Here is an 18667-nt window from a genome sequence, read left to right as displayed (position 1 = left end):
GGCATTTCATTTTCAAGGGGGCGGAGGATGTAACCCGGACAGCCCCAGCCCGCAAGCAATAAACGAAAAAAGGGAGCGCAAAGGCACTCCCCCCGTTTTCGCAATCCGCCAAAGCGGATTATTTGTACCAGATTTTCCGGCTGAAATCGTGAACCGCACGCACATAGCGAACCGTGCCCGACTGCGAACGCATCACGATGCTTTCGGTTTCCGCACCATTGGCGAAACGACGAACACCGCGCAGCATCGCCCCGTCGGTTACACCGGTTGCAGCAAACATGACATTGCCCTTGGCAAGTTCGGTCAGTTTGTATTTGCGGGTCAGGTCTTCGATGCCCCATTTCTTGGCGCGTGCGATTTCGTCATCATTGCGGAAAACAAGACGCCCCTGGAACTGGCCACCAATGCAACGAAGGGCAGCCGCCGCCAGAACGCCCTCGGGCGCACCACCGGTCCCCATGTAAAGATCGATACCCGACGTTTTCTGCGAGGTTGCGATAACGCCGGCAACGTCACCATCGCCGATCAGCATGATGCGCGCACCGGCTTCGCGGGTTTTCGCAATGATTTCCTGATGGCGTGGACGGTCAAGAATGCAAACCACCAGATCGGAAACATCGCAGCCTTTTGCCAAGGCAAGGCTTTTCAGGTTTTCAGCCGGGCTGGCATCAAGGTCGACAACATCGTCGGGCAAACCACCGCCAACGGCAATTTTATCCATGTAGGTGTCTGGTGCGTTCAAGAAACCGCCCTTTTCCGCCATGGCGACAACGGCCAACGAGTTGGGACCACCGGTCGCGCAGATGGTTGTGCCTTCAAGCGGATCAAGCGCGATGTCGATTTCCGGGCCTTCACCCGAACCGACCTCTTCACCGATGAACAGCATCGGAGCTTCGTCGCGTTCGCCTTCGCCGATCACGACAGTACCGCGAATGTCCATGCTGTTCAGGGCATTGCGCATCGCGTCCACGGCGGCCTGATCGGCGGCCTTTTCATCACCGCGCCCCATAAGCCCGGAACAGGCAAGTGCCGCGGCCTCGGTAACACGAACGGTTTCAAGCGCGAGATTTCGATCCATAACTTCATCCTCGTCGTTAACGCGGGGTCTGGGGGCCCCGTCTCTTTGTTTCCCGGCGCGTCCCGTTTTGCCCGGGACTTATAATTACGCCTCGCGGTATTATACCTGCGAGGCGCATATGTCTTTTTTTTGTTTTGTTACGAAGTAAATCCTTCGATCCGCATCAGGACCGGCGGCTGCGAATTGCTTTCGAATGCCGAAATGTCGGAAAGCGCCCCGGACATCGCCGCTTCGCTGGTTTCGTGGGTCACGAAGACCACCGGAACAACACCACCCTCGGTCTCGGCCCGCCCGTGCTGGATCATGGACGCCATCGACACACCATGCTTGGCGAGGGTCGCGGTGACCTCGGCCATGACACCGGGGCGATCCCAGACCATCAGGCGCAGGTAATAAGGCCCGACATGCTTTTCGAGCGAGGCCCGCACATTCTTTTTCAGGCGATCTGCCGGAACACCAAACACCGGTGCATTGCGCCCGGCTGCAATATCAACAAGGTCGGCAACCACGGCCGATGCCGTCGGGCGTTCCCCCGCCCCGCGTCCCTGCAGGACGACCGGGCCAACATAATCACCTTCAAGCACGACAGCGTTAAACACGCCTTCGACTTTTGATATCTGGGTGCTGCGATCGACAAGAACCGGCGATACGCGCTGTTCTATGCCTTCCGGAGTCTGCTTGGCAATCGCCAGCAACTTGATGCGATATCCAAGTTCCTCGGCCAGTTGGATATCAAGTGCTGAAACGCTGCGAATACCTTCAACCGCAATCGCGTCAAAATCGACTTCGACCCCGAAGGCAAGGCTGGTCAGAATCGCAAGTTTGTGTGCGGCATCGATACCATCAACATCGAATGTCGGATCGGCTTCGGCATAGCCAAGCTTCTGGGCTTCGGCCAGAACATCGGCAAAATCACGCCCCTGTTCGCGCATGGTGGTCAGGATATAGTTACATGTTCCGTTCAGGATGCCTGTTACGCGGGATATGGCATTACCTGCCAACCCTTCGCGAAGCGCCTTGATCACCGGGATACCGCCAGCAACGGCCGCTTCATAGGCGATGGTGACATTGTTTGCATCGGCAATGCGCGCCAGTTCGACGCCATGCAGGGCAATCAGCGCCTTGTTCGCGGTGACGACATGCTTGCCGTTTTCAAGGGCGGCTTTGCAGACGTCATAGGCAATGCCGTTCGAACCGCCGATGGTTTCAACAACCACATCGACATTCTTGTCGGTTGCAAGATCACGGGCGTCTTCGTACCAGGTAATGCCTTCTGTCGAAAATCCACGGTCCCGAGTTCGATCGCGCGCCGATACTGCTGTGACAATCATCGGGGAACCGGAACGGTCCGCCAGATTGTCCCTGTGTTCGCTCAGCAGTTTAACGGTTCCGGCACCGACCGTACCAAGGCCTGCCACACCGATCTTTACGACGTTTTGCACGATAACTCCTCATGCCGTGGTTGGATTTGCGCATAGGTGACGGAGTCTTTTACAACATCCGGTGCGCACACAAAACTTCGCCCGGGACATGTCCCGGGCGAAACATAGAATGCTTTATCGAATATCAGACAGATTTCTTCAACAGTTCACGTGCAGATTCTGCATCGGGATATTTCTGGAAGAATGCCTTGATGTTGCGATTGGCCTGCCGGATGCGGTGCTTGTTTTCAACAAGGGCGATACGAACATGGCGATCGCCATACTCGCCAAAGCCAAGACCGGGGGCCACGGCGACACCTGCTTCCTGCAAAAGAAGCTTGGAGAAATCAAGCGACCCGAGTTCCTCGAACGCCTTGGGAATCGGCGCCCATGCAAACATGGTTGCCGCCGGGACCGGAATATTCCATCCGGCACTTTGCATCCCCTCGATAAAGATATCGCGACGGTCACGATACAGATTGCGGAATTCCTCGACACAATCCTGCGGGCCGTTAAGCGCCGCGGTCGCCGCCACCTGGATCGGGGTAAATGCACCGTAATCAAGATATGATTTGATACGGGTCAGCGCATTGATAAGCTTCTTGTTACCGGTCGCAAACCCGATACGCCAGCCCGCCATCGAATAGGTTTTCGATAGCGAATAGAATTCAACGGCAATCTCCTTTGCGCCTTCGACCTGAAGGATCGAGGGCGGCGGATTGCCATCAAAATAGATTTCCGAATAGGCGATGTCCGACAGGATATAGATTTCCTGCGCCCGGCAGAAATCGACGACTTCCTTATAGAAATCAAGATCAACCACCAGCGATGTCGGGTTGGCCGGGAAGTTCAGAACAACGGCACTCGGTTTCGGGACCGAATGTTTCACCGCGCGGTGTAGTTGCTCCATAAAGCTTTCGGCGTTGAATTCGCCCTGCTCGTCATGGCCAATCGGGATGTGACGCAATGCCGCACCGGCAATGATGAAACCGAACGCATGGATCGGATAGGACGGGTTGGGCACCAGAATGATGTCACCCGGGCTGGTGATGGCAGCGGCAAGGTTGGCAAGGCCTTCCTTGGAGCCCAACGTCACAACGGTTTCGGTTTCCGGATCGATATCCACCCCGAAACGACGGCCGTAATAGGCCGCAAGTGCCTTGCGCAGTCCGGGGATACCGCGTGACATCGAATAACCATGCGTGCGCGGGTTCTGGACGGTTTCAACCAGCTTGTCGACAATATGCTGTGGGGTGGCCGGGTCCGGATTGCCCATGCCGAAGTCAATAATGTCCTCTCCCGCTCGCCGCGCCGCCGCTTTCATCGCATTTACTTCAGCAAATACGTATGGCGGGAGGCGTTTTATGCGATGGAATTCCTGGGACATTATCCTACATCCTCGTCACTTTGCCGATTTTCGAATTTTCTGCGAAAACCGGATCGTCGAATTGAAAAAAATTGCGCGCCACACGACAAAATGCGGGTGGCGCGCCGTACAATTCGAAGGATGTACCTTTTTTAGGATCAATAATCCATAAAGATTTCAACACGACGGTTTCCGGCCTCACCGGCAGGAACGCCTTCATAATAGCGCGGATCCGCCGATCCATCGGCCCCGACAAAGATCGCGTCAGGGTTAACACCGAGAGACACCAGTTCCGATACCACCGCCGATGCGCGCCGTTCCGAAACCTGACGGTTGATCGCCATGTGTTCTTCAAGGCTCATATTCGCGGTACGCATTGATGCATGACCGATAATCCGAAGGATCCCGCCCGTCTGACGCCATGCCTGGGCAACCTGGCTCAGGACATTGTTATCCGAGCCCGACAGGTTAGACGAACCGTGTCCGAACTGGATTTGCGCAACCTGGACTCCGTTGACGCTTGGCCCCAGCGTATCGACGGAACGAACGCCAAGACGTGCGGCCAGAACCTCATTCGCGGTTTCAGCATAAGGCATGGCAGAATCGGACAGATAAGGATTGCCGCCCCCGCCAAGCTGGCTTTCATCGACAATCACCGACCCGTTATCGGAATAAACCGAATAATCGAATGCCTGCGCCTGTGCTGCTGGCCCCGAACCCGGGGTCGGTTCATTCGCAAAGACACCTTCACCCTCGGCGAGGCGCTTGTGGTACTGATCCATCACCGGATCGCCGGAAGAGGCCGGGGCAGAACTGGTCGAAGACGCGGCATTACCGGCCTCCGCAGCAACAAGTGCAGCTTCTGCTTTGGCAATCGCAGCACGATCTTCATCGGTCATTTCGGGCGATGAGGGAGCAGCAGGTGCCTTTTCTTCCAGCACTTCCGGCTTTTCAGGTACGGGGGCCGGCGTCGGTACCGGTCCCGAAGTCGGCGCCTTGGCATTCCATTCATCCGCGATTTTCGAACCCGATTGCGCCGATGTTACAGCACTCCCCGTCGCCGCCCCGGCGGCACCTGCTGCTGCCGCGGTTTTGGTTTCAGCAGCCTTGGCTGTGGTTTCAGCCGATTTCTGCATTTCGGTTGCGGTTGACTGCGCTTCGGCAGCCTGTGCTTTTGGTTCTGCCATTGCACTGCTGCTAACCGCCGTCGTTGGTGCCGGGGTGATTTCCGGCTGATCGACATTTGCGGCACTTGGCGCCGGTTCAGGCTGAAGCGCGTTGACCGGCGGGGTGCTTTGACGGCGGCCCGACTGGGTATATTGCGCATTCGCCCGGTCCGCAGCAAGCCCGGCAACAAGCGCATCACGTTCCGCATCGCCGGTAACAACCGGCTTGGCGGGTGTATCAGCCAGACGCGGGTAATCTTCGTCTTCACCCGGAATCGGCTGATCCGATTTGGCAGCAGTTTCATCTTCGCCGTCAAAGGCATCACCAATCGATTTGCCCCACTCGACCGGGTTGATCGCATCAGGGACCGAAGAACAGGCGCCCAGCATCAGCACAACAGCAAGCGCTGATCCGGCATGCAGCAATGGCCGCAATTTGATTTTCGCGGACCCGTGCTCCGACCACCGCCATGTCGTCGATTTCAGAACGCCCATTTGATTTCGCTGCTCCAAACTATGTTTTGTGTGACGTTGCCGTTGAAGATTGCGACAAATCCGTCACCTTATAATTCTTGTATTACCCCTCATCAGCGGGCTAGGCTAAGACCATGATAAGCTTGGGATCAAGCAGAGTTTCAACCCGACACGCTGTTTGAGGGCATTGGATCATAAAACGGGAAAATGATTGCGATATCGCAAAGATCGAATTTCCTGCTTTATGTTCCTATGCTCAGGCGGCCGTATCATAAGGGAATGCGCCATGAACGATCAACAGGCCAAAGAAACCGAAATTCATCTTCCTGATCCCGAGGAACTGTCATCTGCTATGGCAGAAATAGCCGAGAGAAGTCAAAGACTTGTGTCTGACTTCCTTGCCAAACAGGCAGAAGATCCGGAAATTTCCGATCCTGATCCGCTCAATATCGGCTCGGCCTTTGTCGAACTGACCACCCATATGATGCAAAATCCGACCAAACTGGTCGAAGCACAAATGGATCTGTGGCAGCAATATTATATGCTCTGGCACAATACGACGATGCGCATGCTGGGGCAGGAATCGGAACCCGTCGCATCCCCGCAAAAGGGTGATCGCCGTTTCCGCGACGAGGCTTGGGAAAACAACGAATTGTTTGATTTCATCAAGCAATCCTATCTGCTGTCATCTCAATGGATGCAGAATGTCGTCCATAATGTTGACGGGCTGGATGAAAAAACAGCCCAGAAGGTCGAGTTTTATACACGGCAGTTTGCCGATGCGATTTCGCCGACCAACTTCATGATGACCAATCCGGAAGTTCTACGCGCCACTATCGAAAGTGGCGGCGAAAACCTTCTTAAGGGGCTTAGCAACCTTCTGGACGATCTCGAACGCGGCAAGGGCAAGCTTCAGATCAAAATGACCGATCTGGATGCTTTCAAGATCGGCGAGAATGTCGCAACCACCGAAGGATCCGTGATCGGCCGAACGCCGTTGATGGAATTGCTGCAATACAAACCGGCAACAGACAAGGTCGCGAAGCGCCCGCTGATGATCGTGCCGCCATGGATCAACAAATATTACATTCTTGATCTGCGTCCCGAAAATTCCTTCATCAAGTGGGCTGTTGATCAGGGGCACACGGTGTTTGTCCTGTCCTGGGTCAATCCCGACAGCAAACTGGCCGAAGAAAGCTTTGAAGATTACGGGCGCGATGGCGTGCTGGCAGCACTTGACATGATCGAAAAGGCCACCGGCGAAAACGAAGTCAATGCAATCGGTTATTGCCTTGGCGGCACGCTTCTATCGGCGATGCTGGCCTATATGGCCAAGGTTGGTGACGAACGGATCAAATCGGCAACCTTCTTTACCACCCTGACCGACTTTGAAAAACCGGGCGAACTTTCGGTCTTTGTCGATGACGAACAGATCGAAAGCCTTGAAAACCGGATGTCAAAAGAAGGCTATCTTGACGGTCGAGATATGGCGATGTCGTTTAACATGCTGCGCGCCAATGATCTGATCTGGTCGTTCGTGGTGAACAACTACATGCTGGGCAAGGACCCCTTCCCGTTCGACCTGCTGTACTGGAATTCCGATTCGACCCGGATGCCCAAAGCCATGCACAGTTTCTATCTGCGCAATATGTATAACAAGAACCTGCTGCGCGAACCCGGTGGCATTACGATTTTGGGTGAAAAGATCGACCTGCGCGATATCAAAATTCCGGTCTATTTCCTGTCCACCCGTGAAGATCACATCGCCCCGTGGCAGGCAACCTATGCCGGAACGCAACTGATGTCGGGTCAGGTGAAATTCGTCCTTTCGGCGTCGGGTCATATTGCCGGTGTGGTTAATCCACCCGCCGCCAAGAAATATTGCTACTGGACATACAACCGCAATCCCGCCAATCCCGACGACTGGATCGCCAAAGCCACCCAGCATGAAGGATCATGGTGGATCGACTGGCAGAACTGGATCAGCCGCCGTTCGGGTGGTCAGGTCGAAGCCCGCAAACCGGGCGATGGCAAGCTTAAGGTGCTTGGCCCGGCACCGGGTGAATATGTCAAAGTGCAGCTTTCCTGATTATCCGTCATAACTGGAATTTCCGGCCCGCCCGAGATGGCGGGCCGTTTCTTTGGCCCTAAGGACAATAGATATCATGCCTCAGAAAATCGGCTTCCTTGGCGCAGGACGCATGGCATCAGCAATGATTTCCCGCCTGCTGGAACAGGGTTATCCGGTCAAGGTCTGGAACCGCAGCCCGGAAAAGATCAAGCCACTCGTTGCCAAGGGTGCGACTGCCTGTAACACGCCAGCCGAAGCTGCAAATGATGTTGACGCCGTCATTTCCTTCATGGCCGACGATATCGCTGCCGAAGCCGTCTGGCTCGGCGAAAATGGTGCGCTTTGCGCAATGACACCGGGCGCCCTTGCCATCGAATGTTCCACCCTTTCACACGGCTTCGTCCTGGAACTCTCAAACAAGGTCATGACTGCGGGCCGCCTTTATATCGATGCGCCGGTTACTGCTGTTCCGGCACAGGTCGCGGCAGGCCAAACAATGTTTTTGATCGGTGCGGAGAAAGTCGCCCTTGAACAGGCTCGCCCGATCATGGAAGCCGTTGCGAACCGTATCGTGCATTTCGGCCCTGTCGGATCGGGTACGGTCTATAAGCTGATGAACAACCTTTTGGGCGCGGTCCATATTGCTGCCGCCGCCGAACTGGTCGCGGTCGCACAAAAGGCAGGGCTGGATGGTAATCTGGTTGCCGATGCATTTGCCAATGGTGCCATCGCCAGCCGGGCCGGTGTCATGACAATCCCAGGCATGATCAGCGGCAACCATAACGAAGGCATTCATTTTACAACTGCGTTACGCGCCAAGGATGCCGGTTATGCCATGTGGCTTGCCGATGAACTTGGCCTTGACCTGCCAGTCGGCCGATCTGCGACCGAGATGTTTGATCGCGCAATCGAAGCTGGATTTGGCGACCTTGCGCAAAGTGCGGTGCTGGAAACAATTCGCGGCAGGTAGGCCTATTTCTTCTTGGCCTTGGCAGCGGCTTCTTCCTGCTCGGCCAGAAGCGGCTCGTATCGCGCATCGGTCAGCGTTTTAAGAAACGCGACCAGCGCATCAATGCGCTTGGTATCAAGCGCATCTCCCTGCTCCAGCTCTTTAAGGGAAATGGTTTCGGGGACCTCGGCATCACCCCAGGGCTGTTTGGTTTCCGGGTTAAGTTGGGCCGATTTCGCGCGGCTGTTATATTTGTTGTAGAATTTGATCACGGTCCGCAGATCGGCAAACACGCCGTTATGCATATACGGCCCGGTCACCGCGACATTGCGAAGCCCGGGCGTTTTGTATTTGCCCTTATGCGCAACATCATCAATCGCCGGATTATCCAGAAGCCCGTTATCGGTAAAATCGGGGTCCTTGTTATTCTCGTTGCGTACCGCCACGTTCCGCGGCACACCGATATTGTGATATTCGTAATTGGTGAATGTCTCGCCCTCTGCCGTCGGTGACGTTTTTAGCTGATGGCACACATTGCAATTAGTGAATTGCTGCGAGAAGAAAAGCACACGCCCCAATTCCTCCTGCGGCGTCATTTTGTATTCCCCGCGCAGGAACCGGTCATATTTTGAATCAAATGGCGAAAACTGATCAGTACGCTCGAACGCGGCAATCGCGTCCGTCATCGCCGCATAAGCACGATCCGTATCATTCCAGACACCGTCACCAAACAGCGCCTTGAAGCTTTCAACATAATCATCATCTTCCTGAAGACGCGCGACAACGGTTGCCTTGTCGGGCATGCCCATTTCAACCGGATTTAACGGTGGCCCGCCTGCCTGCTCTGCCAGATCCTTTGCGCGTCCATCCCAGAACTGCCCGCCAACCGGCGTTCCGTCCTCCTTGAAATGGAAATCGGGTGCGAACTTGGCATAAGCCGCCATTGGTGCATTGCGATCGCCAAGCGAGCTGCCATCATCGCCAAGCGAAAAGGCGCCCTTGGCTATTTCGCCACGCGGATCGCGGAATGCGGTTGTCGGTTCATGACAACTTGCACAGGCCTGCGTCCTGTTTTTCGAAAGATTGGTATCGAAATAAAGCGCCTCCCCCAACGCTGCCTTATCGGCAAACGGGGAGGTATTGCTTGCCAGTTCGTTCAGCAAGACAGCAGGCGGTTTTTGCATCTGTGTCGGGATGCCATCGGCTGCCTGTGCACTGTTCATCCCGCCATTGCTGATACCAGCCATCAACATCGTGGTTGCGAAGACACAACCAAGGCCAAGAAACCTGCGAACAGGAAAGCTGGAAACAGACGGCAAGACAGGCATATTCGATATCCGGCATTCAATATTGGCCGCATTATCGCGACCAATAATCACTTACAACATCCTAATTGCACCCTGCCTTGATAAAGGTCAATGGTCCCGGCCGGATAATTCAGCTCAGATAGCAACCTTGGGGCGGCGCCCCATCATCGGCAACAATTGTACTCCGATGATCGCCGCAAGGATCACCCCGCAACCGGCATATTCGGCGGGCGCCAGTCGTTCACCAAGGAAGAATGCCCCTGCGATTGCGGCAAATACCGCCTCCGCACTCATGATGATCGCGGCATCTGCGGCCTCGGTATAATTCTGGGCCACCGCCTGCAGGGTAAAGGCGATCCCGGCCGACATGATCCCGGCATAAAGGATTTCAAACCCGGCATTGTGGATATCGGCAAAGCTGAAAGTCTCAAGCATGCCGCCCATCGCCATGCCGAAAATACCGGTAATGAAGAATTGCACCGTCGCAACCAGTGCCGGGGCGTTGGTGCGCGTCACCATTACACCAATCATCACCACCTGAACGGCCCAGAAAAGCGCACTTCCCATGACCCAGAAATCACCGGCCCCAAGCGCCGACAGGTTACCGCCACTCAGCAGATACGTGCCGAAAACACACATCACGCCCCCCGGCCAAACCGACCAGTGGGGCTTTGCCCGAAATACCATAAAAGCCAGAACCGGCACCAGCGGCACATAAAATGCCGTCAGAAAGGCCGCATTGGTGACGGTGGTATCCATGATGCCGATCTGCTGAAGGATGCTGGCCAGATACATCGAAACGCCGGTAAAGATCAGGCCAAGCTTGTTAGCCCTCGAAAGCGTGCGTCCTTCGCGCTTCATTCTGCGCACTTCACGAAGGGCAAACGGCAACACCACAAACGTCCCCAAAAGGAACCGTACACCGGTAAAATATTGCGGGCCGATATTGTCCATGCTGGTTTGCTGGACGACAAAAGTCGTACCCCAAATAAGGGCAACAAAAACGATTACGGCATTCGCCTGCCAACGCGTCATTTCCCGGTTCCGTTTTCTGGTCGCCGGGCGTGGTGGCGCGCGGCAGGTTATATGTTTTTATGGATATCTGAATTGCTTGCTAACGCAGGGTCCTGACACAGGCAAGAAGTTCCTTGGCGTTCGACAATCGCAGTTATCATTCAGATTTCAGGTCATCTGGAATTGTCACACGATATTCCTGCCCAAGATCGGCATAACGATCCGCGGAAACTTTGAAAAATTCTATTTCTTCCTGTGTCAGGTCACGCACCTTGCGCGCCGGAACACCGGCCCAAAGTTCCCCCGCCGGAATACGTTTCCCCGGTGCCAGAAGCGCCCCTGCTCCAAGCATCGCCCCCTGCTCGATCACGCAACCATCCATGACAGTGGCACTCATGCCGACGAAACTTCTGTCTTCGAGCGTGCAGGCATGGATGACAGCAGAATGGCCGATGGTCACATCGTCCCCGATATAGGTGCCGAACTTGCCCTTGGCGACATGCACCATGGTCAGGTCCTGAATATTGGTGCGCGATCCGATGCGGATTTCATGGACGTCACCACGGATGACACAGCCAAACCAGATCCCGGTTTCCGCCCCGATTTCAACATCGCCGATGATTGTTGCATTCGGCGCGATAAAGGCCGTTTCATCAATGGTGGGGCGCACCCCGCGATAGGTCAGGATCATGGTCTGACGACCTTTCAATTGTGGGATCAGTTTTGACTGGCTCTACACCTGCCCCTTACCGGGACAATAGCGGCATCTTGATTTGACAGTTTAAATTCTAACATGTGGATATGGAAACCCCGTTCTCATCCAAATCATGATCATGCCAGCACATCGGAAATTTGACCTCCCAAAACGCCCCAGACAGCTTGTCGGCTTCATTCTGCTGGCTGCGATCATTATTGTATGTGGTGTCGCAATCTCCAGGGATGCCCGCGCGCAGTCAGAACCTCTTCGTCAGGGACAATTGCGTGCCGCTTTTTCGGTATGGGAACCGTTTGTGATTGATGACGCGTCGGGACCACACGGGATCGATATGGCGATCCTGACCGAACTGTCGCACCGTATGGGCAAGATTCTCGTGCTTCAGCCCTGCCCGTGGCGGCGGTGTCTTAAAATGCTTGAAGAAGGTGATATCGACGTTCTTTCAAGCTTTGCCTACACAGCCGAACGCGAAAAATTCGCGTTTTACATCAAGCCCGCCTATAGCCGTGTCAGCCCGGTATTTTATGTCCGACAGGGCAAGAACACCCAGATATCACAATATAACGACCTCAAAACGCTTGCAGTCGGCTCCGTGGTTGACTCGCGCTATTTCGAGCCATTCGACAGCGACACATCACTGAACAAATTCGAAGCCAGCAGCGAAATGCTACTGCTGCGCATGCTCGAGGCAAGCCGTGTCGATGTCATTGTCGGGTCCGACGCCAATGTCGATTTTGAAATCCGGCGCAACAACCTTGGAGATATCATTCGCAAGGCCGATTTCAGACCCGATCATCACAATGACATTCATATCGCAATATCGCGCAATTCCCCGCTGATGAGCCAGACAGACCAGATATCGAAGATCATCACCGATCTTCGCGAAGAAGGCTTTATTGCCAGGGTGCATGCCCGGTATTGGCCCGCCAGTGACGATGCGAAATATCCGGACAGCCCCAAACCGACGGAATAGCTGGATTTTTAAAATCTATCGGGCAAATCGCTTGGCCCCGGCAACACAGGCAACCACGCCGACTGTCACGACGATCATCAAGCCACCAACCGGCTCGGCCAGAAGCAACCCTGCCAGCAGCAGACCAAAGAATGGTTGCAGCAATTGCAACTGTCCGACCGCCGCAATCCCGCCCAGGGCCAATCCGCGATACCAGAAGAAAAACCCGATCAGCATGCTAAACAGCGAAACATAACCAAGACCAAACCACGCTGGAACACCAATTCCGGCAAAGCTATCCGGCAAGGTCGCAACACAAAGCGCAAGCATCGGCACCAGCGAAATCACCAGCGCCCAGCAAATCACCTGCCATCCGCCAAGACGTCGGGACAGTTTTGCACCCTCGGCATAACCAAGCCCGCAAACGATCACCGCCCCCAGCATGTAAAGATCGCCGCGCAACGACCCGGCATTGCTTTCAATGGCAGCAAAGCCGGCGACAAGTGCACTGCCAAGAACCGAAAAAAGCCAGAACACGGCCTTTGGCCTCTCACCACCGCGCAACACCCCGAAAATCGCCGTCGCCAATGGCAGCAACCCGATAAACACAATCGATCTGGCCGAGGTGATATGTTCAAGCGCAAGGGCGGTCAGCAACGGAAAGCCGACAACAACCCCACCTGCCACCACCAGCAACGACATCCAGTCCGATGCCTGTGGCCGGGCGGTTCGCGATGCCAGCAACAATATCGCCGCCAGCAAACCTGCAATTGCCGCGCGCGCAACGGTCAGAAACAGCGGATCAAAATCCATCACTGCAACCCGGGTAGCGGGTAACGACCCGCTGAAAATCAGGATACCGATCATCCCGCTGATCCAGCCACCACTTGTCCGTTGCACTGCAATTGCCATCAAAACCTCCGTCATGTTCGAAGGTTTATCTATCGCTTGCCAGCCGCACATCGACCAGACACAATCAAGTACAATTCAAACAAACTGTACTGATTACAGGAGCAATACAGTGGCGCCTGACGGATCACCAAAACAGTCGGACAACGGAACACTTGTCGCCCGTGTCATGGCCGTAATCCGCGACCGGATTGGTGCACGCAATCTGCTTGCCGGGGATCGCCTGCCCTCGATCCGGGGGCTTGCGCGACAGATGAAGGTGTCAAACTCGACCGTGGTCGAAGCCTATGACCGACTGGTGGCCGAAGGCATGATCGAGGCCCGCCGCGGATCTGGTTTTTATGTGTCGGGTCACACCGCACCGCTTTCGATTGCCCAAATCGGCCCGAAACTGGATCGGGCCATTGATCCGTTCTGGGTTTCGCGCCAGTCGCTTGATGCCAGGCCGGATATGATCAAACCTGGTTGCGGCTGGCTTCCGGCGGACTGGATGCCTGAAACAGCCATCAGACGCGCGCTTCGCAATCTGTCACGCGCTGATGATGCCACGCTCGTCGATTACGGCACACCGCTTGGCCTGCCCGCCCTACGCCAACTCCTGTCGCGCCGAATGGGCACCTATGGCATCGATGCCGATCCCGGCCGGATCCTGTTGACCGAGTCCGGGACGCAGGCGATTGATATGCTGTGCCGGTTTCTGATCGAACCGGGCGATACGGTGCTGATCGATGATCCGTGCTACTTCAATTTTCAGGCATTGCTGCGCGCGCATCGCGCCAACATTATCGGCGTGCCCTTTACCGCCAATGGCCCCGATATCGATGCCTTTGCCCGGGTTGCCGCCACGCACAAGCCCCGCCTCTATATTACCAATTCCGGGCTGCACAACCCGACCGGCGCGTCACTGTCGCCGATGGTCGCCCATCGCGTTTTGAAAATTGCCGAAGAACATGACCTGATCATCATCGAAGACGATATTTTTGCCGATTTCGAAAACACCCCTGCCCCAAGGCTGGCAGCCCTTGGTGGGCTTGACCGGGTTGTCCATATCGGAAGCTTTTCCAAAACGCTTTCGGCCTCGGTCCGGTGCGGCTATATCGCGGCAAGTTCCGACTGGATCGAAGGCCTGACGGACCTCAAGATCGCGACGGGATTTTCAAGCCCGAATTTTTCGGCCGAACTGATTTTCTCGGTCCTGAAGGACGGCACTTATCGCAAACATATGGACGCCCTGCGCGACCGGCTGACGCGGACCATGTCCGTCACCGAAACCCGTCTTGGCGCGCTTGGCATCACACCGGCGATCAGACCCGATGCCGGGATTTTCCTGTGGTGTCACCTGCCCGCCCCCATCGATGCCGCAACACTTGCCCGCGATGCGCTGGCCGATGGTGTGGTTCTGGCACCCGGCAATGTTTTCAGCATCTCGCAATCGGCCGGAAACCTGATGCGCTTTAACATCGCGCAATGCGAAGACGATCGTGTTTTCACCGTTCTTGAACGGGCGATCTCAAACGCATGATGCGGCCACGAAAAAGGGGCGCACCCAGACCGGACACGCCCCTTTTTACAGGATGCTGTCGCGCGATTACGGGAACAGTGGCTCGATCTCAAGCCCCATGGTTTCCGGCAGGCCCAGCATGACATTCATGTTCTGAACCGCCTGCCCCGATGCGCCTTTCACAAGGTTATCCTCGACCGCAACAATGATCACACGACCCGGCACGCGATCCTTGACCACGCCAATCAGCACATAATTCGACCCACGCACATGACGCGTTTGCGGCGTCACCCCGAACGGCAGAACACGTACAAACGGCTCGTCGGCATAACGTTTTTCAAGGGCGGCCCGAATGTCATCGGCCGTGGTGCCATCGGTCATTTTGACATAGATGCTTTCAAGGATGCCGCGGCTCATCGGCATCAGGTGCGGTGAAAAGTTCACCACAACATCCTGTCCGGCGGCCCAGGCAAGACCCTGCTCGATCTCGGGTGCGTGGCGATGCCCGCCGGTGCCATAGGCGTGAATGCCTTCGGTGACTTCGGCATACAGAATGCCTTCCTTGGGCGAACGGCCCGCACCAGTCACGCCGGATTTGGCATCAATGATGATGTCATCGGCATGCACCAGTTTCTGTTCCAGAAGCGGCGTCAGCGAAAGCTGCACCGGGGTTGGATAACATCCCGGATTGGCAACCACGCGCGCCTTTTTGATCTTTTCACGGTGCAGTTCGGTCAGGCCATAAACGACCTCTTTCTGCAAATCCTGCGCGGCATGCTCCGCCCCGTACCACTCCTTGTAGGTTGCGGCATCGAACAAACGGAAATCCGCCGACAGATCGACAACTTTGACATGGTCCGGCAGACCGGCAATCACTTCCTGCGTCGTGCCATGCGGCAGCGCGCAGAAAATCACATCGACCATCGACCAGTCCGCATCCTCGATCCGGATCATGGTCGGCAATTTCAGATGGGCAAGATGCGGGAAAACCTCCCCGAACGGACGTCCGGCGCGTCGGTCTGCGGTCAGCAGGGTGATTTCGGCAGCGGCATGGTGCGCAAGAATACGAACCAGTTCCGCCCCGGTATATCCGCTGGCACCGAGAATTCCGACTTTGACCTTAACGTCGCTCATTTCAAATCTTGCTCCTATAGGCTCACCCTGACCTTCATGGTCACCGGGCGCGGTTAACGGGCGGATGTTGGCAAACAAGCCCCGCAGATGCAAGCCTTTAGGCGGCTTTTCCCCTGCATCCCCGGATCGGGACCCATGCAGTGATGACATGCATCACATCGGCCCCGCGCAATTACACCCACGATCACGCCTACGATCACGGTCGCCGGGATTTGCGAACATTGGCCGGACAGGCGCGCTTATCCTCGGGCAGCACGGTATAGAACCGCTCGATTTTCTCAAAACCCGTCGGGGCTGCCACCGGGTAGTCCGAAACATAACGATGATCCGAAAGGCCAAAATCGCTGGCCTTTAACCCGGATCGTTGCTGCCAGATCCGGCGATGGGTATCCGATAACGTGATTTCGGGATCATCAATCAGGAAAATCGCATCGCGGGCGATCCGGTCGTTATATTTATGCTGCGACGGCAACCATGCCGCCAGCTGACGGCGCAATTCGCCGGGGCTTGGCACATTGCGCGTCCGGCTGGCGAAATTGACCATCTTTGCCGACAGATCGGAAACATTGCCAGGCGGTGCCATGCCATGGGTCGCCATATCAATGAAATAGGCCAGATCAATCTCGGTCGGATCACGACCGATAACAGGCTTTAGCGCAGCATAAATTTTAAAAAACCGGGCGATTTTTCCGCCATCGGCATTGGCTGCATCATAAACCCGGCGATAGGCACGCTGTACTTCGGGCAATGCGCCATATTGTGCAAACCGGGCGGTAAAATCGGCCCGGCGTTTTGGATCAATCCAGATCGCACACAGGATATCAAATGCACTTTGATTATTGCCCAGCGCCAGACGATGCATCGCATCGGTATGCGGCCCAAAGACGGCATTAAGCAGGCCGGGACTGGCACGTTCAGCGGCAAAGATAATCTGTTGGATTTCCGCCCCGGCCCCGGCGGTTGCCCCACGCGGCCCCCAAGTCAGATAGGCATTGGGATCATTGGTGTAACACCACGGATCGCCTTCCAGATACCGCTTACCGCTCCGCGGGTTGCGCGACTGGCAGAAATTGAACTGAATCGCGTCATAATCCGTGCCCTCAAGCGCAAAGGTCAGATGATTGGCCCGCGTGATCGCGTCGGGAAAGGGCTGCTCTGCTGGCATCAACAGTTTCCACAAACCGACCGTGATCGCGCCGGGGTTCCCGGCTCCGATGGCCGCTTTAACGCTTGGATCAAGGCAGGGCTGCAAATCCATGATCGCACGACGCGTCTTGTCCCCGACAATACCATCCGTTGCCCCATAGGCAGACGTACTGCCACGCTTGCAACTTGCCGCGGCAACAAACAACCGGCTCTGAAAATCGGCAATCGCACCGTATTTCCCCAAAACCAGCGGTCGGTCTTCGAAACGGTATAAAACCTGGGACAAATTCTGTGCGACTGCATCAATGGGCATTGCACCGGCAAATAACCCTGCCGCCAGCCCAAGGACCGGCAGCAGGATTTGTTTAAAGCGCAGCAATCTCTCAGGCCCCGTCACGGGCGCACCTCATTGACATGAAAGCTCTCTGGTCAGCTTAACCGGGCTCGCCAGCAACGCCAAGCGATACGCCCCATCTCTCTCAAACCCGATGGCCTCATAAGCCTTCGCAGCCGCCGGGCTATCCGTTGACAGCACCGCACGAGTTACGCCGCGCGCGCGAGCCGCCAGAAGCGTTTTGGCGACAAGGATACGCGCATAGCCGTTGCTGCGATGCTCAGGCGGCGTCCAGACCGGGCCGATCTGGACCATGTCGGGCAGTTCGGCGTTGAACCCCGAAAGACTGACCGGAACGCCATCAACGACAAGCGCCCACATATTGCGGTCATTAAGTGCATGGACAAGGCGACTGGCGATCCGGCTATCAAGGGCTGGTGTATCCTCTCCGCCCAATGCCTCGATCTCGTAGGCGCGCAGCCAGCGCAGAAGCGTATTGCGATCAATCCGTTCCGCATCCACCATCTGGAAGCTGTCCGACCGCACATTTTGCGGCAGGATCAGGTTGGCAAGATCAAGCCGATAGAAGGCATCGCATGCATTGATGGCAAATTGTGCATTACCAAATCCAATCAGGTCGATCACGTCCTGTGCCTGATCGGCCGGGCCAAAGAAACCGGCCACCGGTTGTGCATTTTCGGTACAAAACAGGTCAATCAAACCACGCGGCACCGGTTTACCCCCGGTTTGCACAAAGACTTTTCCGTTGCCGAATATCGTCAAAACCGCCGTCACCGCACCATCGCCGGAAACTTCGCCGTAATAGCAGCCCGAAAGCGGATGATGACGTCGGTTCATGCCGATTTTTCGCAAATTGCTGCGCAGGACCATGCTGGTTTCGGCATGGGTTGCGAGAAATGCGTCAAGAGCATGAATATCGTCATCTTGCAGCTTTCTGTACTGCATATCGGGGGTCCCTTTCTTTGGGCTTCAGGTAAGTGCCAACCTTCCGAATTGGCATAAAAAAAGACCGCTCCATTAGCGGCCCTTCACATATCGCAAGGTAATCCAACAGAGGTTCAAACACTTATGTCTTGAAAGCTCGTCGCATTGTTCCAACCATTGGATGT

The 18667-nt window shown here is 55.7% G+C and carries 15 protein-coding genes; 4 read left to right on the top strand and 11 right to left on the bottom strand.

The window, feature by feature from the left end; translation table 11 throughout:
* Positions 1 to 118: 118 nt before the first annotated feature.
* From glpX to J7395_RS20055, 4 genes are all read right to left on the bottom strand, one after another.
* Positions 119 to 1078: a class II fructose-bisphosphatase gene (glpX, locus tag J7395_RS20070; RefSeq protein WP_062951815.1), complete on the bottom strand. Its 960-nt coding sequence runs from the start codon at positions 1076 to 1078 to the stop codon at positions 119 to 121.
* 137 nt (positions 1079 to 1215) lie between these two features.
* The gene (locus J7395_RS20065; protein ID WP_062958262.1) at positions 1216 to 2520 is read right to left on the bottom strand and encodes a homoserine dehydrogenase; all 1305 of its coding nucleotides are present in this window, start codon (positions 2518 to 2520) and stop codon (positions 1216 to 1218) included.
* 124 nt (positions 2521 to 2644) lie between these two features.
* Complete coding sequence (locus J7395_RS20060) at positions 2645 to 3886, bottom strand: LL-diaminopimelate aminotransferase (protein WP_062951813.1); 1242 nt, start codon at positions 3884 to 3886, stop codon at positions 2645 to 2647.
* A gap of 137 nt (positions 3887 to 4023) precedes the next feature.
* Positions 4024 to 5526, bottom strand: a complete 1503-nt coding sequence (locus J7395_RS20055; RefSeq protein ID WP_209223419.1) for an OmpA family protein — start codon at positions 5524 to 5526, stop codon at positions 4024 to 4026.
* Between the two features lie 265 nt (positions 5527 to 5791).
* On the opposite strand from J7395_RS20055, the gene phaC reads away from it, so the two are divergent.
* Together phaC and J7395_RS20045 are read left to right on the top strand one after the other, a co-directional pair.
* The gene (phaC, locus tag J7395_RS20050) at positions 5792 to 7594 is read left to right on the top strand and encodes a class I poly(R)-hydroxyalkanoic acid synthase (RefSeq protein ID WP_209223417.1); all 1803 of its coding nucleotides are present in this window, start codon (positions 5792 to 5794) and stop codon (positions 7592 to 7594) included.
* Between the two features lie 76 nt (positions 7595 to 7670).
* Positions 7671 to 8546 (top strand): NAD(P)-dependent oxidoreductase, encoded by an 876-nt coding sequence (locus J7395_RS20045; RefSeq protein WP_209223415.1) that lies wholly within the window; start codon positions 7671 to 7673, stop codon positions 8544 to 8546.
* Between the two features lie 2 nt (positions 8547 to 8548).
* Here J7395_RS20045 and J7395_RS20040 read toward each other — a convergent pair whose 3' ends face one another.
* The 3 genes from J7395_RS20040 to J7395_RS20030 all read right to left on the bottom strand — a co-directional run bounded on the left by J7395_RS20040 (position 8549) and on the right by J7395_RS20030 (position 11537).
* On the bottom strand, positions 8549 to 9853 hold the full coding sequence (locus tag J7395_RS20040) for a cytochrome c peroxidase (protein ID WP_247742318.1): 1305 nt from the start codon (positions 9851 to 9853) through the stop codon (positions 8549 to 8551).
* 114 nt (positions 9854 to 9967) lie between these two features.
* Positions 9968 to 10867: a DMT family transporter gene (locus J7395_RS20035; RefSeq protein ID WP_097050487.1), complete on the bottom strand. Its 900-nt coding sequence runs from the start codon at positions 10865 to 10867 to the stop codon at positions 9968 to 9970.
* A gap of 136 nt (positions 10868 to 11003) precedes the next feature.
* Positions 11004 to 11537, bottom strand: a complete 534-nt coding sequence (locus J7395_RS20030) for a gamma carbonic anhydrase family protein (protein WP_062958300.1) — start codon at positions 11535 to 11537, stop codon at positions 11004 to 11006.
* 142 nt (positions 11538 to 11679) lie between these two features.
* On the opposite strand from J7395_RS20030, the gene J7395_RS20025 reads away from it, so the two are divergent.
* Entirely contained in the window at positions 11680 to 12534 is an 855-nt protein-coding gene (locus J7395_RS20025; protein ID WP_209223409.1) for a transporter substrate-binding domain-containing protein, read from the top strand.
* A gap of 15 nt (positions 12535 to 12549) precedes the next feature.
* On the opposite strand, the gene J7395_RS20020 is transcribed toward J7395_RS20025, so the two are convergent.
* A complete protein-coding gene (locus J7395_RS20020) occupies positions 12550 to 13425 on the bottom strand; it encodes a DMT family transporter (RefSeq protein WP_209223408.1) in 876 nt (291 codons plus the stop codon).
* Positions 13426 to 13534: 109 nt separating this feature from the next.
* On the opposite strand from J7395_RS20020, the gene J7395_RS20015 reads away from it, so the two are divergent.
* Positions 13535 to 14944 carry a PLP-dependent aminotransferase family protein gene (locus J7395_RS20015; protein WP_348541250.1) on the top strand — a complete coding sequence of 470 codons (1410 nt, stop codon included), beginning with the start codon at positions 13535 to 13537 and terminating at the stop codon, positions 14942 to 14944.
* A gap of 66 nt (positions 14945 to 15010) precedes the next feature.
* On the opposite strand, the gene argC is transcribed toward J7395_RS20015, so the two are convergent.
* The 3 genes from argC to J7395_RS20000 form a co-directional block, all read right to left on the bottom strand.
* Positions 15011 to 16057, bottom strand: a complete 1047-nt coding sequence (argC, locus tag J7395_RS20010) for an N-acetyl-gamma-glutamyl-phosphate reductase (protein ID WP_209223406.1) — start codon at positions 16055 to 16057, stop codon at positions 15011 to 15013.
* A gap of 196 nt (positions 16058 to 16253) precedes the next feature.
* Entirely contained in the window at positions 16254 to 17582 is a 1329-nt protein-coding gene (locus J7395_RS20005) for a hypothetical protein (RefSeq protein ID WP_209223404.1), read from the bottom strand.
* 27 nt (positions 17583 to 17609) lie between these two features.
* The gene (locus tag J7395_RS20000) at positions 17610 to 18503 is read right to left on the bottom strand and encodes a GNAT family N-acetyltransferase (protein WP_209223402.1); all 894 of its coding nucleotides are present in this window, start codon (positions 18501 to 18503) and stop codon (positions 17610 to 17612) included.
* Positions 18504 to 18667 lie beyond the last annotated feature (164 nt).

The sequence above is a fragment of the Thalassospira sp. A3_1 genome, assembly GCF_017744215.1.
Lineage (GTDB): Bacteria > Pseudomonadota > Alphaproteobacteria > Rhodospirillales > Thalassospiraceae > Thalassospira > Thalassospira lucentensis_A.
Note: the sequence above shows the minus strand (reverse complement) of the source record. Positions and strands in the feature narration are given on the sequence as shown.